This is a genomic window from Kitasatospora phosalacinea (assembly GCF_000717185.1).
Taxonomy (GTDB): Bacteria; Actinomycetota; Actinomycetes; order Streptomycetales; family Streptomycetaceae; genus Kitasatospora; species Kitasatospora phosalacinea_A.
Map to the genome: position 1 here is coordinate 1 of NZ_JNYE01000022.1, position 26,264 is coordinate 26,264.

Genomic DNA, 26,264 nt, shown 5'->3' on the forward strand with positions numbered 1-26,264 from the left:
CAACCTCGGACTCGACCACAACGGCACCACCTGGCACATCCAGACCACCACCTGACGGCGGCAGCCCAGACCACGCCAAGATCTTCATCAGTCTTCTAGCGGAGGCGGGCGGCCAGGGCGGCGGCGGCCGCGGCCGGGTCCTCGGCGGCGGTGAGGGCGCGGACGACGACGATGCGGGTGGCGCCCGCGTCCAGGACCTGCTGGAGGTTGTCGTGGTCGATGCCGCCGATGGCGAACCAGGGGCGTTCGGGGCGCTGCGCGGCGGCGTAGCGGACCAGGTCGAGGCCGGGGGCGTGGCGGCCGGGCTTGGTGGGGGTGGGCCAGACCGGGCCGGTGCAGAAGTAGTCGACGCCGGGTTCGGCGAGGGCGGTGTCGACCTCGCCCTCGGCGTGGCAGGAGCGGCCGATCAGCACGTCCTCGCCGAGGATGCGGCGGGCGACGGCGACCGGCAGGTCGTCCTGGCCGAGGTGCAGCACGTCGGGGCGGGCGCCGTGCGCGACGTCGGCGCGGTCGTTGACGGCGAGCAGCTTGCCGTGGCGGCGGGCCGCGTCGGCGAAGACCTCCAGGTGCTCCAGTTCCTGCTTGGCCTCCAGGGCCTTGTCGCGGAGCTGGACGACGTCGACGCCGCCCGCGAGCACCGCGTCCAGGAACTCGGGCAGGTCGCCCTGCTCGCGGCGGGCGTCGGTGCAGAGGTAGAGCCGGGCGTCGGCCAGGCGTTGCCGGGCGGTGGGCGCGGCCGTCACAGGGCCATGGCCTGGGCGCGGCGCTTGACCTCGGTGCCGCGGTTCTCGCGCAGGGCCTGGATCGGGCTGCCGGGGAGGGAGTCGTCCTCGGTGAACATCCACTCCAGGATCTCCTGGTCGGAGAAGCCGCAGTCGCGCAGCACGGTGAGGGTGCCGACCAGGTGCTTGACCGGGCCGTCGTCCTCGATGAAGTCGGCGGGGACCTGCAGGGACTTGTTGGGGCCACGGCGGACCGCGAGCAGGGTGCGGTTGCGCACCATGTCGCGGACCTCGGTGATCACCACGCCCCACCGCTCCGAGATGTCGGGCAGGTACAGCCACGCGGGGACCAGGGCGTCAATCTTGGGATCAATCTCGCTCACGGTCCCCAGCCTACCGAGCCGCTACCGGGTCGCCGCCTTCAGCTGGACGGCGGGGTCGGCGGCCAGGGCCGGGTCGAGCGCGCCGCCGCGCTCGATCAGGCGGCGGCCCTGGGCCAGGTCGCGCGGCCGGCCGACGGCGAGCAGCGCGACCAGGGCACCGTCGCGCAGCCACAGCACCGTCCAGTCGGGGTCGGACGGGGAGCCGCGCCACAGCAGGTGGTCGGCCCCGGCGTGCCGCCCGGCGTACTGGACCATGCGGTCGAACTGCTCGGACCAGAAGTACGGGACGGGGTCGTAGGGGGCGTCGAGGGTGCCGAGCAGGGAGGCCGCGGCGGCGGCGCCGGAGTGCAGGGCGTGGTCCCAGTGCTGGACGGCGAGGCGGGCGCCGGAGCGGGCGGAGGGGTAGGAGGTGCAGTCGCCGGCCGCCCAGACGCCGGGCAGGGCGGTGCGCAGCCGGTCGTCGACCGGGACGGTGCCGTCGGGGGCGAGGGCGAGCGGGCCGCCGGCCAGCCAGTCGGTGGCGGGGCGGCCGCCGATGCCGACCACGACCTCGTCGGCGGGCAGGTGAGTGCCGTCGGCGAGCAGCACGCCGCCGTCGGCGGCGCCGGAGACGGCGGTGCCGCAGCGCAGGTCGACGCCCGCGGCGGCGTACCAGTCGGCCATCAGGGCGCCGAGTTCGGCGGGCAGGGCTCCGGCGAGCGGGGCGGCGGCGGCCTCCACGACCGTGACCTCGCAGCCGAGCCGGCGGGCGACGGTGGCGGTCTCGGCGCCGATCCAGCCCGCGCCGACCAGGACGATCCGGCGGCCGGGGGTGAGCGCGGCGCGCAGCGCGTGGGCGTCGTCGACGGTGCGCAGGGTGCGGGCGCCGGGCAGGTGGGGCAGGGTGCGCGGTTCGGCGCCGGTGGCGATCACCAGGGCGTCGTACGGGAGTTCGCCGCGGTCGGTGCGCAGCAGGCCGGGCTCCAGGCCGGTGGCGCGGCGGCCGGTGAGCAGGTCGACGTCGAGCTCGTGCCAGTCGATCTCGAAGGCGGTGGCGTCGGCCTTGCCGAGCAGGACGTCCTTGGAGAGCGGGGGGCGGTCGTACGGGAGGTGGAGTTCCGCGCCGACCAGCGCGAGCGGGCCCCGCCAGCCGCCCTGGCGCAGGTTCAGGGCGGTCTGGGCGCCCGCCATGCCCGCTCCGACCACGACGACCCGGTCCGTTGCCCTCAGCTCAGCCACGCCGCCCACCCTATCCCCGGCCGGGCGGGGCCGCGGTGTCCGTGCTGCGTACGCGCCTTCTGGCCCGGGACGGCCCGGCGTTATGGTGGGGGTACTTCATCACGGGAGCCCGGTGCACCGGGCTGAGAGGCGGGCTGCGGCGGCCCGCGACCGTCCGAACCTGATCCGGGTCATGCCGGCGAAGGGAGAATCAGCGGCTGTGGCACCTTCCCACGCGCCCGACGTGCTGGTGGTCGGCGGGGGCATCATCGGTCTGGGCGTCGCCTGGCGCACCGCGCAGCGCGGCCTGTCGGTCGCGGTGGTCGACCCGCGGCCGGGCGGCGGCGCGGCGCAGGTCGCCGCGGGCATGCTCGCCCCCGTCACCGAACTGCAGTACGGCGAGGAGCCGTTGCTGCGCCTGGGCATGGCGTCGAACGAGCGGTACGCCGCGTTCGCCGCCGAACTGACCGAGGCCACCGGGCTGGACACCGGCTACCGGCGCACCGGCACGCTGGCCGTCGCGCTGGACTCCGACGACCGGGCGGAGCTGCGCGAACTGCACGCCTTCCACGGCCGCCTGGGCCTGGCGTCCGAGTGGCTGACCGGCCGCGAGTGCCGCCGCCTGGAGCCGATGCTGGCCCCGGGCGTGCGCGGCGGACTGCACGTCGCCGAGGACCACCAGGTGGACGGCCGCCGGCTGGCCGCCGCGCTGGTCGCCGCCTGCGAGCGGGCGGGCGTGGTGCTGCACCGGGCGGAGGCCGCCGAACTGCTGGTCGAGGACGGGCGGGCGGCGGGCGTGCGGCTGTCGACCGGCGAGCGGCTGGCGGCGGGGCGCACGGTGCTGGCCGCCGGTTCGCGCAGCCACCTGCTGCCGGGGCTGCCGGACGGGGTGCTGCCCGCGGTCCGTCCGGTCAAGGGCCAGGTGCTGCGGCTGCGGATGCCCACCGCGCACGGGCCGTTCCTGTCCCGCAACGTGCGGGCGGTGGTGCGCGGGCAGCACCTGTACCTGGTGCCGCGGGCCGACGGCGAGCTGGTGATCGGCGCGACCACCGAGGAGCTCGGCCACGACACCACCGTCACCGCGGGCGGCGTCTACGAGCTGCTCCGGGACGCGCACGAACTCGTGCCCGGCATCACCGAGTTGCCGCTGGTGGAGACCGGCGCGGGCCTGCGCCCGGGCTCCCCCGACAACGCGCCGCTGCTCGGCCCGACCGCGCTGGACGGCCTGGTCGCCGCCACCGGCCACTACCGCAACGGCGTGCTGCTCACCCCGGTCACCGCCGACCTGCTCGCCGACTACCTGGCCGACGGCGAACTCCCGCCGCTGGCGAGCGACTTCACCCCCGACCGCTTCACCCCGAGAGCCGCCGCATGAACACCATCGCCCTGACCGTCAACGGCGAGCCGCGCACCCTGCCCGCCGCCACCACGCTGGACGTGCTGGTGGCCGAGGTGTCGGCCGCCAACACCGGCGTCGCCGCCGCCGTCAACGAGGCCGTGGTGCCCCGCAGTTCGTGGCCCGCCACCCCGCTCGGCGCGGGCGACCGGGTCGAGATCCTCACCGCCGTCCAGGGAGGCTGAACCATGGCTGACGACGCACTCGTCATCGGCGGCACCACCTTCCACTCCCGGCTGGTCATGGGCACCGGCGGCGCGCCCAGCCTGGAGGTGCTGGAGCAGGCGCTGCAGGCCTCCGGCACCGAGCTGACCACGGTGGCGATGCGCCGGGTCAACACCGCCACCCAGGGCTCGGTGCTGGAGGTGCTGGCCCGCAACGGCATCCGGGTGCTGCCGAACACCGCGGGCTGCTACACCGCGGGCGAGGCCGTGCTGACCGCCCGGCTGGCCCGCGAGGCGCTCGGCACCGACTGGGTGAAGCTGGAGGTGATCGCCGACGAGCGGACGCTGCTGCCCGACCCGATCGAGCTGCTGGACGCCGCCGAGACGCTGGTCGACGACGGCTTCACCGTGCTGCCGTACACCAACGACGACCCGGTGCTGGCCCGCAAGCTGGAGGACGTCGGCTGCGCGGCGATCATGCCGCTGGGCTCGCCGATCGGCTCCGGGCTTGGCATCCGCAACCCGCACAACTTCCAGCTGATCGTGGAGGCCGCGAACGTCCCGGTGGTGCTGGACGCGGGCGCGGGCACCGCGAGCGACGTCGCGCTGGCGATGGAACTCGGCTGCTCCGCCGTCATGCTGGCCTCCGCGGTGACCCGCGCGCAGGAGCCAGTGCTGATGGCGGAGGCGATGCGCAAGGCCGTCGAGGCCGGGCGGCTCGCCCACCGGGCCGGGCGGATCCCGCGCCGCTACTACGCCGAGGCCTCCTCCCCCACCGCGGGCCTGGCCGACACCCGCGAGCGCCCCGCGTTCTGAGCCCCGCGTTCTGAGCCCCGCGTTCTGAGCCCCGCACGCTGCACCCCCGGCCCGCGTGTCCCGGTTCGGGAACGGTTCGCCCCGCGGCCGTGCCCGGACCGCGGGCGGGCTGCCAGCATGGCAGCACTGTGCGGACGGGGGGATCCGAGTGGTGCGGGAGAACGACCGCGGGGCCGGGGCCACGGGCGCGGGCGCGGTACTGACCTGCGGCCCGGTGGTGCTGCTCGACGGCTGGGCGCTGTCCCACGCCCTGGGCACCCGGGCGGCCGGGCTGGTCCTGCTGCTGATGGTCCCGGTGCTGCTCGGCGCCGGGATCGGTGCGGGCACCGCGCCGTCGGGCTCGCCGCCCTCGGCGCGGCTGCTGCGGGCCGGCACCGGCGCCCTGGTCGCGCACCTGCTGCTGGCCGCCCTGCTGCTGGTGCTGTTCGCGCTGCACCGCCCCGCCGACGGGCCCGTCCCGATGCCGAACCCCTAGACTCCTCAGGTGGACATGACCCTCGACGACCCCCTGCACGGCGTGCTGCTCGACGGCCGCTACCGGGTCGAGCAGCGGATCGCGGTCGGCGGCATGTCGACCGTCTACCGGGGCACCGACACCCGGCTGGACCGGACCGTGGCGCTGAAGGTGATGCACCCCTCGCTGGCCGGGGACGCCGACTTCTCGGCGCGCTTCATCCGCGAGGCCAAGGCGGTGGCCCGGCTCGCGCACCCCAACGTGGTCAACGTGCTGGACCAGGGCGCCGATCCGCGGGCCGTGTTCATGGCGATGGAGTACGTGCCCGGCCGCAACCTGCGCGACGTGCTGCGCGACCGCGGGGCGCTGTCGGTGCGGGCCGCGCTGGACGTGCTGGAGCCGGTGCTGGCGGCGCTCGGCGCGGCGCACCGGGCCGGTCTGGTGCACCGGGACGTCAAGCCGGAGAACGTGCTGATCACCGACAACGGCATGGTGAAGGTCGCCGACTTCGGCCTGGTCCGGATCCTGCCGACCGGCGACGCCACCTCCGCGTCCACCACCGAGACCGGCCAACTGATGGGCACCGTCTCGTACCTGGCGCCGGAGCAGATCCGCCAGGAGCCCACCGACCAGCGGGTGGACGTCTACGCGGCGGGCATCCTGCTGTACGAGATGCTGACCGGCGCCAAGCCGCACACCGGGGAGAACGCCGCCCAGGTGATGTACCGGCACCTGCACGAGGACGTCCCGCCGCCGTCGTCGGCCGCCCCCGCGGTGGGCCCGGAGCTGGACGCGATAGTGGCGGCGGCGACCGCCCGGGACCCGCGGGCCCGGCCGTGGGACGCGGTGGAGCTGCTGGCCTCGGTGCAGCGGGCCCGCCGCTCGCTGCCCGCCGCGCAGCTGGACGCCGAGCCGCCCGCCTCGACCCGGCCCACCCCGCAGTACGGGCCGGGCGAGGCCACCGCGGTGATCGAGAGGGTCCCGGCGCTGGACCGCACCAGCGTGCTGGAGGTTCCGCCGGAGCTGCTGCCGCCGGTGCGCCCGGTGGTGAACGACGACCCGCCGCGCGGCCTGCCCGGCCGGGCCCTGCGCTCGGGCTTCGGCCGCCGCCCGCTGGTCTGGTCGGCGGTGCTGGCGGTGGTGCTGCTGCTGGTCGGCGGGATCACGTACGCGCTGTCCAACGCGGTGTACGCGACGGTGCCGAGCGTGCTGGGGCAGGACCGGGAGCAGGCGGTGGCGACGCTGGACCACGCGGGCCTGCACGGGACGTTCAGCGAGCAGTTCAGCGAGTCGGTGCAGTCCGGGCAGGTGATCTCCACCGACCCGGGCGTGGGCACCCGGGTCCGCAAGAGCGACGCGGTCAAGGTGGTGCTCTCGCGCGGCCCGGAGCGGGTGCAGGTGCCGGACGTGACGGGCCGGCCGCAGGCGGACGCCGCCAAGGCGCTGGGCGAGGCCCGGCTGACGGCGGGCACCAGCAACGAGGAGTTCAGCGACACCGTGCCGAAGGGCTCGGTGATCTCCACCGCCCCGTCGGCCGGCAGCCGGCTGGCGCCCGACTCGCCGGTGGCGCTGACCGTCTCCAAGGGCATGCACCTGGTGCCGGACGTCAAGGACCTGAGCAAGGAGGAGGCCTCGCAGGCCCTCCAGGACGCCGGGTTCGTGCCGGAGGTCGCCGGGCTGTTCCCGATCGGCAAGGTCACCGGCCAGTCGCCCGCGGCGGGCACCCCCGCCAAGCAGGGCAGCACCGTGACGATCACCGTCAGCCTGTTCTAGGCCCTCCCGCCCCGGGCCCGCCGCCTCAGCGCAGCGGGCCGTCCCCGGGCTGCTCCTGGTAGGAGTAGCGCTGCTCGCGCCACGGGTCGGCGAGGTTGTGGTAGCCGCGCTCCTCCCAGAAGCCGCGCCGGTCGGCCCGCATGTACTCGACGGCGCGCACCCACTTGGGGCCCTTCCAGGCGTACAGGTGGGGCACCACCAGGCGGACCGGGAAGCCGTGCTCCAGGGTGAGCGGGCGGCCGTCGTGGTGGGTGGCGAAGACGGTGGCCGGGTCGGCGAAGTCGGCGAGCCGCAGGTTGGCGCTGTAGCCGTACTCGGCCCAGACCATCACGTGGGTGACCGACGGGTCGGGCGGGACGAGGTCCAGGACCGTCCCCGCGGCGACGCCGGTCCACTCGTTGCCGAGCATCGAGAACTTGGTGACGCAGTGGAAGTCGCCGCGGACGGTGGTCTTGGGCAGGGCGTGGAAGGCGGCGAAGTCCCAACTGGCCTTCTCCGCGTCGGCGGTGGCCCCGAACACCTGGAAGTCCCAGCCCTGCGGCTTGAACCGGGGCACCGGCCCGTAGTGCAGGACGGGCCAGCCGCGCTGCGGCCGCTGCCCCGGGGGGAGCCTCGGGTCAGTCGGCGGCGGCTGTTCCGGTTCGTGCTGACCCATGCCTCCATGGTGACAGACGGCGGGCGCCGAACCGCACGCGCCCCCGCCGCGCGCCCCCCGCGGAATCCGCCGCGGCGGTGGGGGGAAACGCGGGGGGAATCCGCGCAGCCGTTCGGGTGAGATACCCCCGATCGGCCCAATCCGTTCGGCATCACCGCAGGTCAGAGCCTTGAACGGCGGACAGGAATATCGTTTCCGGCGGCGGCTGTGAGCGTGAACTTACTGGAAGTGCACCCGTTCAGCTGCCACGATTCGGGGCAGCCGGACACCGACCGGAATGCGCACAGGAAGGCAGGCCATGCAGGGCGACCCCGAGGTCATCGAGTTCCTCAACGAGCAGCTGACCGCCGAACTCACCGCCATCAACCAGTACTTCCTGCACGCGAAGATGCAGGAGAACTTCGGCTGGACCAAGCTCGCCAAGTACACCCGGCACGAGTCCTTCGACGAGATGAAGCACGCCGAGGTGCTGACCGACCGGATCCTCTTCCTGGACGGCCTGCCGAACTACCAGCGGCTGTTCCACGTCCGGATCGGGCAGACGGTCAAGGAGATGTTCGAGGCCGACCGGCAGGTCGAGGTCGAGGCGATCGACCGGCTGCGCCGCGGGATCGTGGTGATGCGCGCCAAGAACGACGTCACCTCGGCGAACATCTTCGAGTCCATCCTCGCCGACGAGGAGCACCACATCGACTACCTGGACACCCAGCTGGAGCTGCTGGACAAGCTCGGCGAGGCGCTCTACATCGCGCAGCTGATCGAGCAGCCCGAGAGCAGCTGACCCGGGCGGGAGCGACCTCAGGCGGCCTTCGGCACCACGGCGGGCGCGGCGGCCGGGTCGGCCAGGCCGAGGCGCTCGGCCAGCCGGGCGGTCGGGCAGGGGCGGGCGCCGTGCTCGCCGAGCAGCGCCTGGATGCGCCGCACGCAGGAGCCGCAGTCGGTGCCGGCCTTGCAGCCCTGGGCTATCTGGCGGGGGGTGTTGGCCCCCTCGTCGATCTTCTGCTTGACCTGGGCCTCAGTGACCGCGTGGCACATGCACACGTACATGTGCGGCCCCTTCCGGTTGGTGCGGTTTACTGAGCCTTACCTTACCTGGTGCTCCGGGTACGAAAAAGGCCCCTCCGTCCCGGATCACCCGAAAGCGGAGGGGCCTTCGTCACATCTGCCCCGGGGGGCTCAGGACCTACTGGCCGCGGTACATCTCGGCGACCAGGAACGCCAGGTCCAGCGACTGGCTGCGGTTGAGCCGCGGGTCGCAGGCCGTCTCGTAGCGCTGGTGCAGGTCGTCGACCAGCACCTCGTCGCCGCCGCCGACGCACTCGGTGACGTCGTCGCCGGTCAGCTCCACGTGGATGCCGCCCGGGTGGGTGCCGAGCGCGCGGTGCACCTCGAAGAAGCCCCGGACCTCGTCCAGCACGTCGTCGAACTTGCGGGTCTTGTGGCCGCTGGAGGCCTCGAAGGTGTTGCCGTGCATCGGGTCGGTGATCCACACGACCTGGGCGCCGGAGGCGGTGACCTTCTCCACCAGGGTGGGCAGGTGGTCGCGGATCTTGCCCGCGCCCATCCGGGTGATGAAGGTGAGCCGACCGGGCTCGCGCTCCGGGTCGAGGCGGTCGATCAGGGTCAGCGCGTCGTCGACCGTGGTGGTCGGGCCGAGCTTGACGCCGATCGGGTTGCGGATCTTGGACGCGAACTCGATGTGCGCGTGGTCCAGCTGCCGGGTGCGCTCGCCGATCCACACCATGTGGCCGGAGACGTCGTACAGCTCGCCGGTGCGCGAGTCGGTGCGGGTCAGCGCCGTCTCGTAGTCCAGGATCAGCGCCTCGTGCGAGGAGAAGAACTCGACCGTCTTGAACTCCTCCGGGGCCACCCCGCAGGCGTTCATGAAGGCCAGCGCCTGGTCGATCTCCCGGGCCAGCTGCTCGTAGCGCTGCCCCGCCGGGGAGTTGCGCACGAAGTCCTGGTTCCAGGCGTGCACCTGGCGCAGGTCGGCGTAGCCGCCGGTGGTGAAGGCGCGCACCAGGTTGAGCGTCGCCGCGGAGGCGTTGTACATCCGCTTGAGGCGCTCCGGGTCCGGGATGCGGGCCTCGGCGGTGAACTCGAAGCCGTTGACCGAGTCGCCGCGGTAGGTCGGCAGGGTCACGCCGTCGCGGGTCTCGGTGCCCTTCGAGCGGGGCTTGGAGTACTGTCCGGCGATCCGGCCGACCTTGACCACCGGGACGGACGCGGCGTACGTGAGCACGGCGGCCATCTGCAGCAGGGTCTTCAGCTTGTTGCGGATCTGGTCGGCCGACACGGCGTCGAACGCCTCGGCGCAGTCGCCGCCCTGGAGCAGGAACGCCTCACCACGCGCGACGGCCGCGAGCCGGGCGCGCAGCTGGTCGCACTCGCCGGCGAAGACGAGGGGCGGATAGGAGGCCAGCTCCGCAAGGGTCTTGCGCAGAGCCTCTTGGTCCGGCCATTCAGGCTGCTGCGCCGCGGGCAGGGACTGCCAGGAGTGGTTAGTCACGGTCACAGGGCAAGGCTACGGGGTGGGACAGGCGATCCGGGGATGCCGCCCGCTGGGTGAGACGGCTCGTGGACATCCCGCCGATCCCTCCCCGCACCGTCCGCCGGTGGGCTAAGGTCTGCTCCGTGACCGCGCCGCACACCTTCTCCTGGTGGTGGGCCAGCCCGTTGGGCGGCCCACGGATCGCGCGTCCCTAGCGACGAACGACGGCCGCCCTCCGGGGCGGCCGTCGACGCGTGTGTGCAGCGTCACGGCCTCCCGGAGGCGGCGGAACCCCCGCAGCGCAACCTCCCGGAAGGAACACCGCAGTCGTGACCACCACCGCCGCCGACCTGCTCGCCCGGCTCACCGCCCCCGACGCCCCGGCCTTCGCCCTGCTGCACCGCCGCGCCCCCCGGCTCGCCCCCGACACCGTCGAACTGCTGGTCGGCGAGGTCTCCGACCACGAGGCGCTGGCCGACCTGCCCGTCCCGGCCGGCACCCCCGACGGCGGCCCCCGGCACGACCTGCTGGCCCTCGTCCCGTACGCGCAGATCCGCGAACGCGGCTTCGCCGCCCGGCAGGACGGCACCCCGCTGCGGGCGCTGTCCGTCACCGAGCAGTACGCGCTGCCGCTGGCCGGGGTGCTGGCCGCGCTGCCGGACGCGCCGGTGGAGCTGCGCGGCGGGGAGTTCGACATCGACGACGAGGAGTACGCGGAGATCGTCCGCCGGGTGATCCGGGACGAGATCGGGCGCGGCGAGGGCGCCAACTTCGTGATCCGGCGCGACTTCCGGGCCGAACTGGCCGGGTACTCCACCGCGACCGCGCTGACCCTGTTCCGGCGGCTGCTGGAGCACGAGCGCGGCGCGTACTGGACCTTCCTGGTGCACACCGGCGACCGGGTGCTGGTCGGCGCCTCCCCCGAGGTCCACGTCCGGCAGTCCGGCGGCACCGTGGTGATGAACCCGATCTCCGGCACCTACCGCTACCCGGCGGGCGGCCCGACCGCCGGGTCGCTGCTGGAGTTCCTGCGCGACCCCAAGGAGCTGGAGGAGCTCACCATGGTGGTCGACGAGGAACTGAAGATGATGTGCGCGGTCGGCGACCTCGGCGGGCAGGTGCTCGGCCCGCGCCTGAAGGAGATGTCGCACCTCGCGCACACCGAGTACGAACTGCGCGGCCGCACCTCGCTGGACGTCCGCGAGGTGCTGCGGGAGACCATGTTCGCCGCCACCGTCACCGGCAGCCCGGTGCAGAACGCCACCCGGGTGATCGACCGGTACGAGCGCGGCGGGCGCGGCTACTACTCCGGCGCGCTCGCCCTGATCGGCCGTTCCGCCAGCGGCGGCCAGCAGTTGGACTCGCCGATCTGCATCCGGGCCGCCGACATCGACCCCGCCGACGGCTCGCTGGTCGTCCGGGTCGGCGCCACCCTCGTCCGGCACTCCGACCCGCACTCCGAGGTCGCCGAGACGCACGCCAAGGCCGCCGGGGTGCTCTCCGCGATCGGCGCCCGCCCGGCCCGCTCCGCCAAGGAGGCCGCCGCCCGGCCCCGGCTCGGCGAGGACCACCGGGTGCAGGCCGCCCTCGACTCCCGGCGGGCCGGGCTGGCCCCGTTCTGGCTGCGGATGCAGCAGCCCGCCGCGCCGCTGCCCGGCGCCGACGCCCTGGTGGTGGACGGCGAGGACACCTTCACCGCGATGCTCGCCCACCTGCTGCGCTCGCTCGGCCACACCGTCTCCGTCGTCCGCTACGACGCCCCCGGGCTGCGCGAGCGGGCCGCCGCGCACCGCGGCCCGCTGGTGCTCGGCCCCGGCCCCGGCGACCCGGCCGACCCCGCCGACCCGAAGATGGCCCTGCTGCGCCCGGTCGTCGCCGACGCGCTGGCCGCCGTCCGCTCCGGGGCGCGCACCGCGCCGCTGCTCGCGGTCTGCCTCAGCCACCAGCTGCTCTCCGCGCAGCTCGGGCTGGAGCTGGCCCGCAAGGCGGTGCCGTACCAGGGCGCCCAGGAGGCGATCGACCTGTTCGGCACCCGCCGCACCGTCGGCTTCTACAACACCTTCACCGCCCGCTGCGACGCGGCGACCGCCGCGCGGCTGGCCGCCGAGGGCGTCGAACTCGCCCGGGACGCCCGCACCGGCGACGTGCACGCCCTGCGCGGGCCGGGCTTCGCCGGGGTGCAGTTCCACCCCGAGTCGGTGCTCACCCGGGAGGGGGTGGAGATCGTCGCCGGGCTGCTGCGCACCGCCGCGGCCGTGCGCGGCTGAATCCCGCCGGGGCCGGCCGCCCGGCCCCGCCGCCGGGCGGCCGACGGAAAGGTCTGGATCTCCCCCGAGGCTGACTGGTATTCATATCCTGCCCGTCGGTCATGAATTGGGGGATGCATGACGAACGCACCCGAGTCCGGAAGCGTCGAGATCGCCCTCGACGACGGCACCGTCCTGCACGCCGCCCTCCGCCACGGCCCCGGCCGCCGGGCGGGGGACGCGGGGGCGGTCTCCGCGGCGGTCACCCACAGCCTCGGCGAAGTCCGGCGCACGGTGCGCGCGGTCGGGCGGTGGGCGCGCGAGACGGCGCTGGAGGCGGGCGACCCGGACGAGTTCGAGGTGGAGTTCGGCCTCGACCTGGAGGTGAAGTCCGGCCGCCTGGTCGGCGTCCTCGCGGAGGCCTCCGCCCGGGCCGGCCTGGTCGTCCGGCTGAGTTGGCGGCGGCCGGACGACCGCGGCGCCGAGTGAGCCCGGACAGCGCGGCGGTCCTGCTCGCCGACCCGGCCGGGAACTTCCGCGGCAGCGGCTTCCACCTCGGCGCGGGCCTGCTGGTCAGCTGCGCGCACGTGGTGCACGGCCGCCCGGGGCTCACCGCGGCCACCGGGCCCGGCGCGGACGCCCACCCGGTGCGCACCGCGCGGCTGTTCCCGCCGGGCCCGGTGCCCGGCGCCGCCGCCTACCCGCGGCCGGACCTCGCCCTGCTCACCGCGCCCGGCCTGGCCGACGCCCCCGCCGTCCCGCTCGCCGGGCGCGACCCGGCGAGCGGCGCGGTCGTCCTGGTGCGCGGCTTCGCGAGGAACCCGGTCACCGGCGAGGTCGGCCCGGAGTCGGCCCGGCTGACCGTCGCGGGCCCCTCCGGTCTCGGGATACGCGTCCAAGGAGGCTGGATCCAGCCCGGGTTGAGCGGCGGCATGGCGGTCGACGGGCAGGGCCGGGTGGTCGGCGTGGTCAAGGCCACCGCGGACGGCGACGACCCGGTCGGCGGCTGGCTGACCCCGCTGTCCGAGCTGCTGCCGCTGCTGCCGCCGGCCGCCCCGCCCCCGGCGCCCCGTCCGGCGGTGACGGCGGGCGAGGTCGCCCGGCTGCTCGCCGCGCCGGCCCCGCTGCAGGACCCGGCGGTGCGGCTGGAGCTGGTGCAGGCGGTCAACGAGCGGCTCGGCCCCGGCGAGGAGGTCCGGGTCGCGTACCACGCGCTCGCCGCCCTGCACCTGCGCGCCCTCGCCGCCTGCTGCCTGCAGCACCGCCGTCCGGGCGCCGCGCTGCGCGCCCTGCTGGCCGGGGCCCGCGAACTGTGCGGCCCGCACCGGGCGCTGGACGAACTGGACGCCCTGCTGGGCTCCGAACCGGAGGAGTGAGATGGACCGCTGCACCTGGGAGACCCGGCAGATGCTGCAGCGCATCCTCGCCGGATGGTTCGAACTGGCTCCGGTGCTGCCGGAGTTGGAGCAGCACCTGGCCGAGACCACGGGCTACCCCGTCCAGGTGCAGCCCCGCCCGCTGTCGGTGTCCGCCACCCGGATCGCCAAGTTCCTGGCCGAGGACCACCGGCAGCCCGCCGCCGCGATCGGCCACCTGCACGACTGGCTGGTCAACGTCCACGGCAACCAGCTGCGCGGCGACTGGGTGTCCTTCCTCGCCCTGGTGCAGAACGCGCCCGGGCTGGCCGTCGACCAGCGGGCCGAGCTCGTCGCCATCGCCGACGTGCTGTGCTTCCCGCCGGTGGCCCCGCTGCGCACCGACGGCCGCCGCCTGGTCGAGATGGCCACCCACGCCCGGGTGATCGGCAGCCCCGGCCTGCTGCTGGAGGAGCTCGCCCTCAAGGAGCCGCAGCTGGCGCAGCACGCCCGCGAGGCCGCGGAACGCGTCCGCACCGGCCCGCCCCCGCTCGACCGGCAGGAGGAGCTGCCCCGGCACGGGCGCCCCCTGGTGCGGGCCGCCGCCGGCCTGGCCGTGCTCGCCGTCGTCGCCCTGGCCGCCGTCCTGGCCTGGTCGGGCGGCCCGTCGCCGCTGCCCGCGCGGAGCGCCGTCTGGAGCGACCCCACCGTCGGCCCCGGCGGCACCAGCACCGCGGAGGTCGACGTCCCCGCGGGCGCCGCCCGGCTGAAGGCCCGCCTGCTGCTGTCCGACGTCAACCCGGACAGCGGCAGCTGCACCGAGCTGACCGCCCGGCTCGGCATCGACCAGCACGACAGCAGCGACTGGCGGCCCCCGGGCGCCGAGGTCTCGCTCCCGGTGCCCGCCGGCCTCACCCGCCTGCACCTGACCCTGGAGCTGAGCGAGACGCCGGGCTGCACCCAGAAGGTCGACATCCAACGCGTCGAATTCACCCGCTAGGAGTCCCCCGTGCCCACCCCGCGCTCCGCCCGCCTGGCCGTCGGCCTGCTGCTGTTCGCCACCGCCGCGTCCGGCTGCTCCGGCGACGAGCCGAAGCCGTTCGACAACCTGCCGGTCAAGGTCGGCTTCAAGACCGACCGCCCCGGCATGTCCGAGTTCACCGACAAGGGCGTGTACGACGGCTTCGAACCGCACCTGACCATGAAGGTGCTCGGCTCCCGCAAGATCGACTACACCTCGCTGACGGTGACCACCGCCAACTGGGAGGACGCCCTCACCGACGGCAAGGCCAACCACAACAAGGTCGACCTGGTGGTCGCCGACATCTCCGAGCGCGACAGCCTCAAGCAGGACTACAACCTGGCCGGGCCCTACCTGCAGACCCCGCTGGGTGTCCTGCTGAAGGCCGGGGACACCAGGACGGTCGCCAAGTCCGACGACCTCAGGCCGCTGCGGGTCTGCGTCTCCCCCGGCACCACCGCCGAGGCCCAGCTCCGGGACATCGGCCCCCGGGTCACCGTCACCGGCACCAACCTCAAGGAGTGCCTGGCCCGGGTCGACGACGACACCGCCGACGCCGTGCTCTCCGACTACCTGGTCCTGCAGGGCGTCGCCGCCAACTCCGGCAGCGGCGGCACCCGCGCCTACCGGGTCGCCCGGGACGCCCACATCGGCAAGACCCAGTTCCTGATGATGGTGCTGCCCAAGGGCCACCGGAAGGCCTGCGAGCTGCTCCGCGAGGCCATCAACGACTACCTGCAGGACCCGGACTGGATGAACGCCCTGCGCAGCTCCTTCGCCTTCGGCCCCGACTTCACCGACAAGGAGCTGCGCGACACCTTCAAGCCCGTCACCACCTCCGCGGGCGACCGCTGCTCGGCCTGAACCCCCGCGCGGGTCAGCCCAGTTCCTCGTCCAGGCCCTGCTCGATCGCGTACCGGACCAGCTCCACCCGGTTGTGCAGCTGGAGCTTGCCCAGGGTGTTCTGGACGTGGTTCTGCACGGTGCGGTGCGAGAGCACCAGGCGGTCGGCGATCTGCCGGTAGGACAGGCCCTTGGCGACCAGCCGCAGCACCTCGGTCTCCCGCGGGGTCAGCTGCGGGGCGGCCGGCTCGGCGGAGGTGCCGGGCTCGGCGGCCAGCCGGCGGAACTCGCCGAGCACCAGGCCCGCCAGGCCCGGGGTGAACACCGGGTCGCCGACCGCGGTGCGGCGCACCGCGTCGAGCAGCTCCTCGCGGCCCGCCGACTTCACCAGGTAGCCGGTCGCCCCGGACTTCACCGCCTCCAGCACGTCCGCGTGCTCGCCGCTCGCCGACAGCACCAGCACCCGCACCGCCGGGTCGGCCGCCACCACCAGGCGGCACACCTCCGCGCCGGACAGCGACGGCAGGTTGAGGTCCAGCACCACCACCTGCGGGGTGCTGGCCCGGGCCCGGCGGACCGCCTCCTCGCCGTCCCCCGCGGTGGCGACCACCGCGAACCCGGCCTCCGCCAGGTCCCGGGCCACCCCCTCGCGCCACATCGGGTGGTCGTCCACCACCATCACGCGCACCGGCTGCTCAGTCGTCATGCCCGCTCCTCGGCCACCGCAGTTCCACCTCGACGCCCTCCCCGGGCACCGAGTACAGCTCGGCGCTGCCGCCGAGGTCCAGCATCCGGCCGCGGATCGACTGCGCGACCCCGAGCCGTCCGTCGCGCTGCGCCTCGGCCAGCCGCCCCGCCGGGAAGCCCGGGCCGTCGTCGCGCACCGACACCGTCACCGCGTCCGGCTCGTCCTCGACCAGGATCCACGCCCGGGCCGACTCCCCCGCGTGCCGCCGGACGTTGTCCAGCGCCGCCGCCACCGCGGCCGCCAGCTCGGACGCCGCCGGGGCGGGCATCAGGACGGGCGTGGCGGGCGCGGCGACGGTGATCCGCTCGTCCGCGTGCCGGGAGACCAGCGGACGCAGGTCCCGCTCGCCGCCCGCGGGCTCCTCCTCGGACGGCCGCCCGCCGGTCATCAGGGCCCGCAGCGCGCGCTCCTGCTCGCCGGCCAGCCGCCCCAGCTCGGCGGCGTCGCCCTGCTGGCGGTGCACCAGGGCGAGCACCTGCAGCACCCCGTCGTGGATGTCCCGGGAGAGCCGCTCGCGCTCCCGGGTCGCGGCCTCCACCTGCAGCGCCCGGGTGAGCACCGCCTCGCTGGCCCGGGCCAGTTCGATCACGTAGCCGATGGCGCAGCCCGCGAGCAGCAGCAGCACGATGTTGTGCAGGTTGTCGGGACTGACCCCGCCGTGCCCGAGGATGTTCGCCGCGCCGATCACCGCCCCCGCGAACGCGGCGGCCCGCCAGCCGCCCTTGCCCGCGAAGCCCAGCACCGTCCCGGCCGCCCAGATCGTCGGCAGGGTCGGCGCGCCGCCGTGGATCCGCGCCGGGGTGTCGATGACCCCGCTCATCACGATGCCGGTCACCGCCGCCGCCAGGTCCGTCCCCAGCACCGGCCAGGTGCACCGCTGCGGCCCGGCGAACGCCCGGGTCGAGGCCAGCGTCCACAGGCTCAGCGCGCCCAGGTAGATCCAGCCGGAGACCGGGTGCAGAAAGTGGTGGTACGAGGTGAGGTACCGCAGCACCGCGTACGCCAGGGCGAGCACCCGGAAGTACCCCATGGCGCGCCACAGCGGCAGCTCCACCGACATCCCGCCGGCCACCACCGCCGCCGCCACCCCGGCGGGCGCCGGGCCGGCCGGTGCCGCGGCCGGTGCGGCCGCGGTCGGTGCGGCCGCGGTCGGTGCGGCCGCGGTCGGTGCGGCCGCGGTCGGTGCGGCCGCGGTCGGTGCGGCCGCGGTCGGTGCGACGACGGGTCTGTGGTCCTCCATCACCCTGCGCTCCCCCGTGACGGCCCGTCAGGCCCCGGCGTCCTTCTCGACGTCCCCGGCCTGCCCGGCCTGTTCCGCCTGCCCGGCCCGTTCCGCCTGCCCGGCCTTCTCCGCGCCCTCGGCCTTCTCGGCCTTCTGCTGCGCCTTGCGGTCGGCGTCCGCGGCCTTCTTCTCCTCGGCGAGCTGCCGCTTGGCGGCGGTCGCGTAGACGTCCACGTACTCCTGGCCGGACAGCCGCATGATCTCGTACATCACCTCGTCGGTGACCGAGCGCAGGATGAACCGGTCGTTCTCCATGCCCTGGTAGCGGGAGAAGTCCAGCGGGCGGCCGATCCGGATGCCGGGCCGGACGCCGAAGTTGGGCATCACCTGGCCGGGCGGCTGCACCTTCTCGGTGTCGATCATCGCGACCGGGATCACCGGCGCGCCGGTGGCCAGCGCGACCCGGGCCAGGCCGCCGACCTTTCCGCGGTACAGCTTGCCGTCGGGCGAACGGGTGCCCTCCGGGTAGACGCCGAAGATCTCGCCCCGCTCGACCACCGCGATGCCGCTGCGGATCGCCGCCTCACCGGCCCCGCGGGCGCCCGAGCGGTCCACCGGCAGCTGGCCGACGCCCTTGAAGAACGCGGCGGTCAGCCGGCCCTTGATGCCGGGCGTGGTGAAGTACTCGGCCTTCGCGATGAAGGTCACCCGGCGCTTGAGCAGCGCGGGCAGGAAGAACGAGTCGGAGAACGAGAGGTGGTTGCTGGCGAGGATCGCCGGACCCTCGTCCGGAATGTTCTCCTCGCCCTCCATCCACGGCCGGAAGAAGATCCGCAGCAGCGGGGCGACGATCATCTTCATCAGTCGGTAGAACAACCGGGGCCTCCTGTGGTGCGGACCGGACGATCCTAATGCCCCCGCCTCCCGCCCGGTGCACCGGCGAACCCTCCGTCCGCGCACCGGGCCCCTGTACGGGGCATCCCGCCCGTGGGACGATCGAGCCACCCTCACCCCTGCCCGCCCTTCCAGGAGTCCTGCATGCCGCTGCTGCCGGGAGCCGAGCCGTACCGCCGAGCGGGCGGTCCGGTCGGTGTGCTGCTGGTCCACGGTTTCACCGGTTCCCCGCAGTCCATGCGCCCGTGGGCCGAACACCTCGCCGACGCCGGACTGACCGTCTCCGTCCCCCTGCTGCCCGGCCACGGCACCCGCTGGCAGGACCTCCAGCACACCCGCTGGGAGGACTGGTACGCCACCGTCGAGGCCGCCTTCGCGGAACTCGCCGCCGACTGCGAGCAGGTCTTCGTCTGCGCGCTCTCGATGGGCGGCTCGCTCGCCCTGAGGCTCGCCGCGCAGCACGGCGACCGGGTCTCCGGACTGGTGCTCGTCAACCCCTCGGTGCGTTCCGACAACCCCGCGACGGTACTCCTTCCGCTGCTGCGCCACCTGCTCCCCTCCCTCCCCGGCGTGGCCGGCGACATCGCCCTCCCCGGCGCCGCCGAGGTCGGCTACGACCGCGTCCCGCTGCACGCCGCCTGGTCACTGGCCCGGCTGTGGGACGCCGCCCGGGCGGGAATGCCGTCGGTGACCCAACCCGTTCTGCTGATGCACAGTCCGCAGGACCACGTGGTCTCGCCGCGCAACTCGGCCCTGGTCCTCGCCCGGATATCCTCGACCGATGTGACGGAGCTGCTGCTGAGCCGCAGCTTCCACGTGGCCACGCTGGACCACGACGCCGGCCGGATCTTCGGCGCGAGCCTCGACTTCGTCCGGCGACTGGCCCCGGCAGCGGCGGTCGATGCCGGGAACCACTCGGGCTGAAAGGCCGAACGTGAACGAGACCAGCAAGGCGAACGACGACGAGGACCTGCCCCGCGAGGACGCCGGGACGGCCGAGCCCGCCGGGGCAGCCGGGGCGGAGACCGCCGCGCCCGCTCCCGCCCCCGGGCCCGCTCCCTCGCCCGCCGCGAAGGAGCGGCGTCCGGCCGCGGGCAGCCAGGCCGAACAGGACGCGATCTTCGCCGCGCTGGTGGCCCAGTTCGACGACCCGGTGGACCTCACCGACCCGGCCTGGCCCGAGGTGGAGAACCTGCGGGCGCAGAACGAGCGGCAGCGGGAGCGCGGGCAGCGGGGGCCGACCGCGCCCACCACGGGCAACGGGGGGCTCGGGGGGCTGGGCGACTTCACCCCGCGGCCCGTTCCCCGGCCGGGCGACGGGCCGCGCGACTACACCCCGGCCGAGGACCCGGACGAGGGCCACTTCGTGCCGCCGGAGCCGCCGCCGCTGCCCGAGGCCGAGGTGACCACCAAGTTCGCCTGGCTGGCCGTCCTCGGCGGCCCCGCGCTGCTGCTGTTCGACGCCGTGGTGTGGCACGAGGTCTCCGGCTGGCCCGCCTGGGTCGGCCTGCTGTCCTTCCTCGGCGGCTTCGGCACCCTGGTCGCCCGGATGAAGGACCGCGACGAGGACGAGCCGGAGGACCCGCACGGCGGCGCCGTCGTCTGAACGGCCGTGCCGGGCCCGGGGGTTGACGACCGCTCAGCCACCGGCCCGGGCGGCCGGGCGGCCGGTCACTCCGGCGCGGGGATCCGCAGCGTCGCGAGCACCGGCAGGTGGTCGGTGGCCGCCCGCAGGTCCGCCTCCGAGACGCCCGGCAGCGGGTACGGCACCCCGCAGCCCAGCACCTCGACGTCCGGCGTGGCGAACACCCCGTCGATCCGCTGGTAGGGCTCCTTCGGCACCGAGGTGTACGTCCCGCCCCAGGGGGCCGCGGCGTGCGCGTCGGTCAGTTCCGCCGCGAGCGCGCGCCAACCCGGGCCGTCCGGGGGCTCGTTGAAGTCTCCGGCGACCACCCCCGGCTCCCCCGGCCGCAGTTGGCCCCGCAGCAGGGCGAACTGCCGCAGCCGCTCGGCCGGTTCGAGGCTGAGGTGGCAGCTGGTCACCGAGAACGGGCGGCTCCCGCCGATCCGCAGCAGTGCGCTCGCGAAGCCGCGCGCGTGCAGCCCCCGGGTCTTCGGCAGCAGCGCGTCCCGCAGCTCCAGCAGGTCCACCCGCAGGTTGCCCAGCAGCAGCGGCCCGGCCGCCACCCGGCCGCCCCCGGCCAGGATGACCGTCCCGGTCCGGCGCGCCAGCCAGGCGGCGGCCTTCTCGGTCTTCCAGTACCGCGGCGACTCCTGCACGCACACCACGTCCGGTTCGCAGGCCCGGATCACCCGGGCCACCGCGGCCCGGTCGTCCCGCAGCGACCGCACGTTGTACGTCAGCACCCGTACCCGCCGCGCCCCGTCCGGCTCCGCCCCGGACGGCGCCAACGCAACATCAGTGTCCGTCATTTGACCGACAGTAACAGCCCCCGCCCGCCCGGGGTGCGACCCCGGGAGGTGCGCCCGGGAGGCGCGTCCGGGAGGGCGGGGCGCCGCGCGGCCCGGGCCGTGAACGCCGACAAGGCCGCGACGGGAGCGGTGACTTGCCCTCCGTCGCGGCCTTGCGGTGCGTTCACCCGGGGTGGGTCAGGTGCGTGCCAGGTCCGCCGCGCCCGCGATGCCCGCGGCCGAACCCATCGACGCCAGCACCACGTTGGCGCGGGGCCGGGCCGGGCCGCCGGTCAGGTACTTCTCGAAGGCGGCGGCGACCGGGTCGAGCAGCAGGCTGCCGGAGTCGGAGACGCCGCCGCCCAGGACGAAGACGCCCGGGTCGAACAGCGCGGCCAGGTCGGCCATGCCGCGGCCGAGCCAGTCGGCGAGCTCCGCGTAGCAGGAGAGCGCCAGCGCGTCGCCCTCCGCGGCGGCCTCGGTGATGTGGATGCCGCGGATGGTCTCGGCGACGCCGTCGTTGAGTTCGAGCATCCGCTTGCCCGCGATCGGGTCGGCGGCGGCGCGCTCGCGGCCGTAGCGGCGCAGGGAGCGCCCGGAGCCGTACTGCTCCCAGCAGCCGTGGCCGCCGCAGCCGCACTCCAGGCCGTCGGGGACCATGTTGAGGTGGCCGATCTCGCCCGCCACGCCGAACCGGCCGCGGTGCAGGCGGCCGTCGAGGACGATGCCGCCGCCGATGCCGGTGCCGACGGTGATCAGGACCATGTCCTCGTACGCGGCGGCGGCGCCGAACCGGAACTCGGCCCAGGCGGCGCAGTTGGCGTCGTTCTCGACGACGGTCTCCAGGCCGGTGAGTTCCTCGACGCGCTGCTTGAGGGGCTCGTTCTCCCAGGCGATGTTGGGCGCCATCAGGACGGTGGAGCGGTCCCGGCTGACGAAGCCGGGGGCACCCACGCCGACCGCGGCGACGTCCGGGTACTGCTCCTTCAACTCCCGTACGCCCTGGGCGATGGCATCGACCGCCCACTGGGGGTCGGCCGGGGTCGGCACCCGGGTCTTGGCCAGAATCTCGCCGGACTCGTCGACCACGCCTGCTGCGATCTTGGTACCGCCGACGTCCACGCCGATGGTCAGAGCCATGTGTCCCTCAGCTATTCACTCGTTCCCGCTCAGCGGAACCGTACCCGCTGAGGGGTCCCCACGTATACAGCCTGGCGTACATTATTCGAAGGCAATTCCAGACCCATTGGTCATGGTGCCTTCAGAAGTCATACCAACGGTACCGTTCAGTAATGGATCGTGGCCGTAGTGTGACGTCGCCGCCGGGCCGGATTAACTACTTGTCGGACGCCTCCGCGGGCCCGTCCAGGTCCACCCGTTCGGTCTCGGCGTGTTGGGCCGCCGACCAGCGCCGTTCGTGGCCGGCCACCGCGGCCCGGTAGGCGGCCAGCAGCTCGCCGCCCGCGGCGGCGAGGTGGCCGTACACCTCGGGGTTGGACTCGCGCAGCCGGCCGCCGACCTCCACGGCCTTGCCGCCCAGCGCGGCGGCGAACTTCCGCACCTCCTCGACCAGCGGCGCGAACTCCCCCGCCCCGCCCGGCCGTTCCCGCCCCTGCTCCTGCTCCTGCTGCCGCTGGTCCTGCCGCCCCTGCTCCTGCTGCTGCTCGGTGCTCACCGCGCCACTCCTCTCCATCGGTACGGGCTACCCGCGCGGCCAGAGCGCCGGGTCGGGCGTGAACCGCACCGACAGCACCCCGTCCGCCAGTCCGGCCCCGCTGACCGTGCAACGGCGCAGCGCGGACGGGAGTGCCAGGACCCGCCGGTAACCTCCGACGCCGAGCACGAGCTCGTCGCCGCGGCGCAGCAGTTCGAGCTCGCCGCGGTCGGCGCCGGGCAGCGGCAGGTGCCAGAGCAGGAGGTTCTCGGCGGCGAGCCGGTCCTCGGTGCGGGGGTCGGCGGGGGCGGGCGGGCGCGGGGCGCCCGCGGCGTAGAGCCGTTCGGCGAGTTCTTCCAGGCCGCCGTCCGGCTGCCGGGCGACCAGCACCGGGACTTCCCCCAACTCCTCGGCGACGGCGGCGAGTTGCTCGTCCTGCCGGGCGGCCGCGGCGGCCAGCCAGGGGTCGGGCGAGCCGACCGCGGCGGCGGGCAGCGCGCCGTGCGCGACGACGGCGTCCAGCGGGAGGCCGTGCAGGGCGAGTCCGGCCCGGATCCGGGCCAGGGCGCGGGGGGCGGGCCGGGCGGCGTCCAGGACGAGGCGGACGGTGGTGCCGGGGGCGGTGATCGCGGCGGCGGCCCCGGCGAGCGCGGCGGAGGCGGCGGCCCGGGCCTCGAACAGCCGGTCGGTGGGCATCGGGACGCCCGCCAGGTTGGCCAGCAGCGGGCGCAGCGCGCGGGCGGCCTGGCGCTGCTCGGGCAGCAACCGGGCGAGGTAGCGCTCCAGTTGGGCGGGCAGGGCGAGGGTGGCGACCAGTTCGGCGGGCGGCGGGGCGGCGACCACCAGCACCTCGGCCTTGGCCCGGGGCAGGGCGCGCAGCAGGGCGAGGGCGCGGGTGCCGGGCAGCGGGGCGAGCTCCTCGGGGTCGAGCGGCTGGGCGCCGATCAGGTCGAGGGCGGGGGCGAGCCGGTCGCGGCAGCCGTCGAGGGCGGCGCGGAAGGCGGCCTGCTCGTCGATCCGGGCGGCGGCCAGGTGCCGCTCCAGCTCGACGGGCTCGGGGCCGAGCCGGACGCCGAGCAGGTCGTCGACGGCGCGGTGCGGGTCGTCGGCGGCGAGCAGCAGGGTGTCGCTGCCCCGCCGGGCGTGGTGCAGGGCGGTGGCGGCGGCGATCCGGCCGGACTCCGGGCCGCTGACCAGTACGGTGCGGGTGGCCACGGGCCCGGTCAGCCCTCGACGCGCTTCTTCAACCCGGCCAGCGCCCGGTCGATGATGACCTTCTCGGCCTTGCGCTTGATCATGCCGAGCATCGGGATCTTGACGTCCACGGCCAGCTGGTAGGTGACCTCGGTGCCCTTCCCGGCGGGGGCGAGCGCGTACGAGCCGTCCAGGGCGCGCAGCATCTGGCTGCTGACCAGGGTCCAGCTGACCTCGCGGTCGCCGTCCCAGGTGTAGGCGAGGGTGTGCTCGTCGCGGATGGCCCCGGCGTCCAGCAGCAGGCGCACCTTGGCGGCGCGGCCGTCGGGGCCGGCCTCCAGGACGTCGATCTCCTTGACCTCGCCGGTCCACTGCGGGTAGGCGGCGAAGTCGGCGATCACCGCCATGACCTCGGCCGGGGTGGCGTCGATGACAATGCTCGACCTGGTGTGCTCCGCCATTGCGGCCTCCGCGATCTCCCTGTGCTGCTGTGCGCCCAGCAGAGGCTATCGCGGGCGGGGCGGCGCGCTTCCCGCGCGGGCACCTACCGGCGGGTCACCTGCGGGCTGTCGTAGGGTTCGAACCGGTCCACCCGCACGCCCGACCTGCGGTGTGACGATCGGAACACCGGGGCCGACCCCTCTGGTCGAACGCACCTACCCGGCAGTAACGTCCAGTCGTCCCGCAGCGTCGCAGACGAGGAGCAGTCTTGCTCGACGAGTTCAGCCTTCCGGCCCGCTACCAGGTTCCGAGCGGCGGCAACCTCGCCGACCTGGTCCACCAGAACGCGGAGCGGCACCCGGGCGTCGCTGTGCTCAGCCGCAAGACCGCCGGGCAGTGGCAGGACCTCACCGCCGCCCAGTTCCTCGCCGAGGTGCACGCCGTCGCCAAGGGCCTGGTCGCCACCGGCATCGGCCCCGGCGACCGGGTCGCCGTGATGTCCCGCACCCGCTACGAGTGGACGCTGCTCGACTTCGCGATCTGGACGGCGGGCGCGATCACCGTCCCCGTGTACGAGACCTCCTCCGCCGAGCAGGTCCGCTGGATCCTCGGCGACTCCGGCGCGCTCGCCGTCGTCACCGAGACCGACCAGCACGCCGCCGTGGTCGAGGAGGTCCGCGGCGACCTGCCCGGGCTCCAGCACACCTGGCAGATCGAGCGGGACGGCGTCGCCGCCCTCACCGCGGCCGGCACCGGCGTGGACGACGCGGTGATCGCCGAGCGCCGCGCCCTGGCCGGGCCGGACTCGATCGCCACCGTCGTCTACACCTCCGGCACCACCGGCCGCCCCAAGGGCTGCCAGCTCACCCACGGCAACTTCCTCGCCGAGCTGGGCAACGTCACCGCCCGGATGCCCGAGCTGTTCCGCACCGGCGAGTCCTCCGTCCTGCTGTTCCTGCCGCTGGCCCACGTGCTCGGCCGGATCGCCGAGATCGCCGCCGCCATCGCGCCGGTCAAGCTCGGTCACGTCTCCGACGTCAAGAACGTCACCGAGGAGCTCGGCTCCTTCAAGCCGACCCTGATCCTCGGCGTCCCCCGGGTCTTCGAGAAGGTCTACAACACCGCCCGCGCCAAGGCCCAGGCCGACGGCAAGGGCGGCGTCTTCGACCGCGCCGCCGACACCGCCGTCGCCTACAGCCGCGCCCTCGACGCCGGACGCCCCGGGCTCGGCCTGCGGATCCGCCACGCGCTCTTCGACCGGCTCGTCTACCGCAAGCTCCGGGCCGCCCTCGGCGGCCGCTGCCGCTACGCCATCTCCGGCGGCGCCCCGCTCGGCGAGCGCCTGGGCCACTTCTACCGCGGCATCGGCTTCGTCGTCCTGGAGGGCTACGGCCTCACCGAGTCCTGCGCCGCCACCGCCTTCAACCCCCACGACAAGCCCAAGATCGGCACCGTCGGCCAGCCGCTGCCCGGCTCGGCGATCCGGATCGCCGCGGACGGCGAGGTCCTGCTCAAGGGCCCGCAGGTCTTCACCGGCTACTGGAACAACCCCGCCGCCACCGCCGAGGCCCTCCAGGACGGCTGGTTCGCCACCGGCGACCTCGGCACCCTCGACGACGAGGGCTACCTGACCCTCACCGGCCGCAAGAAGGAGATCATCGTCACCGCGGGCGGCAAGAACGTCGCCCCCGCCGTGATCGAGGACCGCATCCGCGCCCACGCGATCATCGGCGAGGTCATGGTGGTCGGCGACCGCAAGCCCTTCATCGCCTGCCTGGTCACCGTCGACGACGAGTTCTTCCCCCGCTGGAAGGCCCTCAACGGCAAGCCCGCCGACGCGACCCTCGACCAGCTCCGCGAGGACCCCGACCTGCTCGCCGCCGTCCAGGCCGCGATCGACGACGGCAACCAGGCCGTCTCGCACGCCGAGGCGGTCAAGAAGTTCCACCTCCTCACCACCACCTTCACCGAGGCCGGCGGCCACCTCACCCCCTCCCTCAAGCTCAAGCGCAACGTCGTCCTCAAGGACTTCGCCGCCGAGATCGAGGGCCTCTACACCAAGTAGTCGCGCGCCCCGACAGGGGCGCGGGGAACTGCGCGGCCGACCCGGCACCCGCAGCCGGATCGCGACGCAGGACGACCACCTGCACCGTCCCGCGATCTCGCTGACGTGCTCCTCAGCT

The 26,264-nt window shown here is 74.7% G+C and carries 28 protein-coding genes and 1 riboswitch; of the genes, 14 read left to right on the forward strand and 14 right to left on the reverse strand.

The window, feature by feature from the left end:
• Positions 1–95: 95 nt before the first annotated feature.
• Genes thiE through OO57_RS11830 form a run of 3 tightly spaced genes read right to left on the reverse strand, consistent with a single transcriptional unit; the run spans position 96 to position 2,332 of the window.
• Positions 96–743, reverse strand: a complete 648-nt coding sequence (thiE, locus tag OO57_RS11820) for a thiamine phosphate synthase (RefSeq protein ID WP_033252344.1) — start codon at positions 741–743, stop codon at positions 96–98.
• Positions 740–1,105: an Rv2175c family DNA-binding protein gene (locus OO57_RS11825; protein WP_033216844.1), complete on the reverse strand. Its 366-nt coding sequence runs from the start codon at positions 1,103–1,105 to the stop codon at positions 740–742. Before OO57_RS11825 ends, thiE begins: the two co-directional genes overlap by 4 nt.
• Before the next feature lie 21 nt (positions 1,106–1,126).
• Complete coding sequence (locus OO57_RS11830; protein ID WP_051777312.1) at positions 1,127–2,332, reverse strand: NAD(P)/FAD-dependent oxidoreductase; 1,206 nt, start codon at positions 2,330–2,332, stop codon at positions 1,127–1,129.
• An 82-nt stretch (positions 2,333–2,414) separates the two neighbouring features.
• Positions 2,415–2,527: riboswitch (TPP riboswitch) on the forward strand.
• Between OO57_RS11830 and thiO the strand changes: the two genes are divergently transcribed.
• From thiO to pknB, 5 genes are all read left to right on the forward strand, one after another.
• Complete coding sequence (gene thiO, locus OO57_RS11835; protein WP_033252345.1) at positions 2,523–3,677, forward strand: glycine oxidase ThiO; 1,155 nt, start codon at positions 2,523–2,525, stop codon at positions 3,675–3,677. Its footprint overlaps the riboswitch before it by 5 nt.
• Positions 3,674–3,883 (forward strand): sulfur carrier protein ThiS, encoded by a 210-nt coding sequence (gene thiS, locus OO57_RS11840; protein ID WP_063737541.1) that lies wholly within the window; start codon positions 3,674–3,676, stop codon positions 3,881–3,883. The genes thiO and thiS overlap by 4 nt, the downstream gene beginning before the upstream one ends.
• 3 nt (positions 3,884–3,886) lie before the next feature.
• The gene (locus tag OO57_RS11845) at positions 3,887–4,678 is read left to right on the forward strand and encodes a thiazole synthase (RefSeq protein WP_033252346.1); all 792 of its coding nucleotides are present in this window, start codon (positions 3,887–3,889) and stop codon (positions 4,676–4,678) included.
• A 151-nt stretch (positions 4,679–4,829) separates the two neighbouring features.
• Positions 4,830–5,153: a hypothetical protein gene (locus OO57_RS11850; protein WP_158715099.1), complete on the forward strand. Its 324-nt coding sequence runs from the start codon at positions 4,830–4,832 to the stop codon at positions 5,151–5,153.
• Positions 5,154–5,168: 15 nt separating this feature from the next.
• Complete coding sequence (pknB, locus tag OO57_RS11855; protein WP_051777315.1) at positions 5,169–6,905, forward strand: Stk1 family PASTA domain-containing Ser/Thr kinase; 1,737 nt, start codon at positions 5,169–5,171, stop codon at positions 6,903–6,905.
• A gap of 25 nt (positions 6,906–6,930) precedes the next feature.
• Here the strand turns inward: pknB and OO57_RS11860 are convergent, their stop codons facing one another.
• Entirely contained in the window at positions 6,931–7,560 is a 630-nt protein-coding gene (locus tag OO57_RS11860) for a sulfite oxidase-like oxidoreductase (RefSeq protein ID WP_033252348.1), read from the reverse strand.
• Positions 7,561–7,858: 298 nt separating this feature from the next.
• On the opposite strand from OO57_RS11860, the gene bfr reads away from it, so the two are divergent.
• Positions 7,859–8,341 (forward strand): bacterioferritin, encoded by a 483-nt coding sequence (gene bfr / locus OO57_RS11865; RefSeq protein ID WP_030461011.1) that lies wholly within the window; start codon positions 7,859–7,861, stop codon positions 8,339–8,341.
• A 17-nt stretch (positions 8,342–8,358) separates the two neighbouring features.
• Here the strand turns inward: bfr and OO57_RS11870 are convergent, their stop codons facing one another.
• Positions 8,359–8,607, reverse strand: coding sequence for a (2Fe-2S)-binding protein (locus tag OO57_RS11870; protein ID WP_033252349.1), 249 nt, complete (start codon positions 8,605–8,607; stop codon positions 8,359–8,361).
• Between the two features lie 136 nt (positions 8,608–8,743).
• Positions 8,744–10,075, reverse strand: a complete 1,332-nt coding sequence (locus OO57_RS11875; protein ID WP_033252350.1) for a class II 3-deoxy-7-phosphoheptulonate synthase — start codon at positions 10,073–10,075, stop codon at positions 8,744–8,746.
• A 305-nt stretch (positions 10,076–10,380) separates the two neighbouring features.
• Between OO57_RS11875 and OO57_RS11880 the strand changes: the two genes are divergently transcribed.
• The 5 genes from OO57_RS11880 (at position 10,381) to OO57_RS11900 (ending at position 15,537) form a co-directional block, all read left to right on the forward strand.
• Positions 10,381–12,318, forward strand: a complete 1,938-nt coding sequence (locus OO57_RS11880) for an anthranilate synthase family protein (protein ID WP_033252351.1) — start codon at positions 10,381–10,383, stop codon at positions 12,316–12,318.
• A 117-nt stretch (positions 12,319–12,435) separates the two neighbouring features.
• Positions 12,436–12,786, forward strand: coding sequence for a CU044_2847 family protein (locus OO57_RS43755; protein ID WP_051777318.1), 351 nt, complete (start codon positions 12,436–12,438; stop codon positions 12,784–12,786).
• The gene (locus OO57_RS11890) at positions 12,783–13,673 is read left to right on the forward strand and encodes a trypsin-like peptidase domain-containing protein (RefSeq protein ID WP_033252352.1); all 891 of its coding nucleotides are present in this window, start codon (positions 12,783–12,785) and stop codon (positions 13,671–13,673) included. Before OO57_RS43755 ends, OO57_RS11890 begins: the two co-directional genes overlap by 4 nt.
• A gap of 1 nt (position 13,674) precedes the next feature.
• Positions 13,675–14,652 (forward strand): lipase chaperone, encoded by a 978-nt coding sequence (locus OO57_RS11895; RefSeq protein ID WP_033252353.1) that lies wholly within the window; start codon positions 13,675–13,677, stop codon positions 14,650–14,652.
• Between the two features lie 9 nt (positions 14,653–14,661).
• On the forward strand, positions 14,662–15,537 hold the full coding sequence (locus OO57_RS11900) for a transporter substrate-binding domain-containing protein (protein ID WP_033252354.1): 876 nt from the start codon (positions 14,662–14,664) through the stop codon (positions 15,535–15,537).
• Between the two features lie 13 nt (positions 15,538–15,550).
• Here the strand turns inward: OO57_RS11900 and OO57_RS11905 are convergent, their stop codons facing one another.
• From OO57_RS11905 to OO57_RS11915, 3 genes are all read right to left on the reverse strand, one after another.
• On the reverse strand, positions 15,551–16,222 hold the full coding sequence (locus OO57_RS11905) for a response regulator (RefSeq protein WP_033252355.1): 672 nt from the start codon (positions 16,220–16,222) through the stop codon (positions 15,551–15,553).
• The gene (gene macS, locus OO57_RS11910; RefSeq protein ID WP_051777337.1) at positions 16,212–17,324 is read right to left on the reverse strand and encodes a MacS family sensor histidine kinase; all 1,113 of its coding nucleotides are present in this window, start codon (positions 17,322–17,324) and stop codon (positions 16,212–16,214) included. The genes OO57_RS11905 and macS overlap by 11 nt, the downstream gene beginning before the upstream one ends.
• Before the next feature lie 207 nt (positions 17,325–17,531).
• The gene (locus tag OO57_RS11915) at positions 17,532–18,347 is read right to left on the reverse strand and encodes a lysophospholipid acyltransferase family protein (RefSeq protein WP_033252404.1); all 816 of its coding nucleotides are present in this window, start codon (positions 18,345–18,347) and stop codon (positions 17,532–17,534) included.
• A 177-nt stretch (positions 18,348–18,524) separates the two neighbouring features.
• Between OO57_RS11915 and OO57_RS11920 the strand changes: the two genes are divergently transcribed.
• The gene (locus tag OO57_RS11920; protein WP_033252356.1) at positions 18,525–19,304 is read left to right on the forward strand and encodes an alpha/beta hydrolase; all 780 of its coding nucleotides are present in this window, start codon (positions 18,525–18,527) and stop codon (positions 19,302–19,304) included.
• A 10-nt stretch (positions 19,305–19,314) separates the two neighbouring features.
• On the forward strand, positions 19,315–19,986 hold the full coding sequence (locus OO57_RS39380; RefSeq protein ID WP_051777322.1) for a hypothetical protein: 672 nt from the start codon (positions 19,315–19,317) through the stop codon (positions 19,984–19,986).
• Between the two features lie 65 nt (positions 19,987–20,051).
• On the opposite strand, the gene OO57_RS11930 is transcribed toward OO57_RS39380, so the two are convergent.
• The 5 genes from OO57_RS11930 to OO57_RS11950 form a co-directional block, all read right to left on the reverse strand.
• Positions 20,052–20,813, reverse strand: a complete 762-nt coding sequence (locus tag OO57_RS11930) for an endonuclease/exonuclease/phosphatase family protein (protein ID WP_033252357.1) — start codon at positions 20,811–20,813, stop codon at positions 20,052–20,054.
• A 177-nt stretch (positions 20,814–20,990) separates the two neighbouring features.
• A complete protein-coding gene (locus OO57_RS11935) occupies positions 20,991–21,932 on the reverse strand; it encodes an ROK family glucokinase (protein ID WP_033252358.1) in 942 nt (313 codons plus the stop codon).
• A 196-nt stretch (positions 21,933–22,128) separates the two neighbouring features.
• Entirely contained in the window at positions 22,129–22,467 is a 339-nt protein-coding gene (locus OO57_RS47375; RefSeq protein WP_033252359.1) for a DUF5304 family protein, read from the reverse strand.
• 27 nt (positions 22,468–22,494) lie between these two features.
• The gene (locus tag OO57_RS11945) at positions 22,495–23,661 is read right to left on the reverse strand and encodes an ArsA family ATPase (protein ID WP_033252360.1); all 1,167 of its coding nucleotides are present in this window, start codon (positions 23,659–23,661) and stop codon (positions 22,495–22,497) included.
• Positions 23,662–23,669: 8 nt separating this feature from the next.
• The gene (locus OO57_RS11950; RefSeq protein WP_033252361.1) at positions 23,670–24,101 is read right to left on the reverse strand and encodes an SRPBCC family protein; all 432 of its coding nucleotides are present in this window, start codon (positions 24,099–24,101) and stop codon (positions 23,670–23,672) included.
• A 248-nt stretch (positions 24,102–24,349) separates the two neighbouring features.
• On the opposite strand from OO57_RS11950, the gene OO57_RS11955 reads away from it, so the two are divergent.
• Positions 24,350–26,146 (forward strand): AMP-dependent synthetase/ligase, encoded by a 1,797-nt coding sequence (locus tag OO57_RS11955; RefSeq protein ID WP_033252362.1) that lies wholly within the window; start codon positions 24,350–24,352, stop codon positions 26,144–26,146.
• Positions 26,147–26,264: the final 118 nt, after the last annotated feature.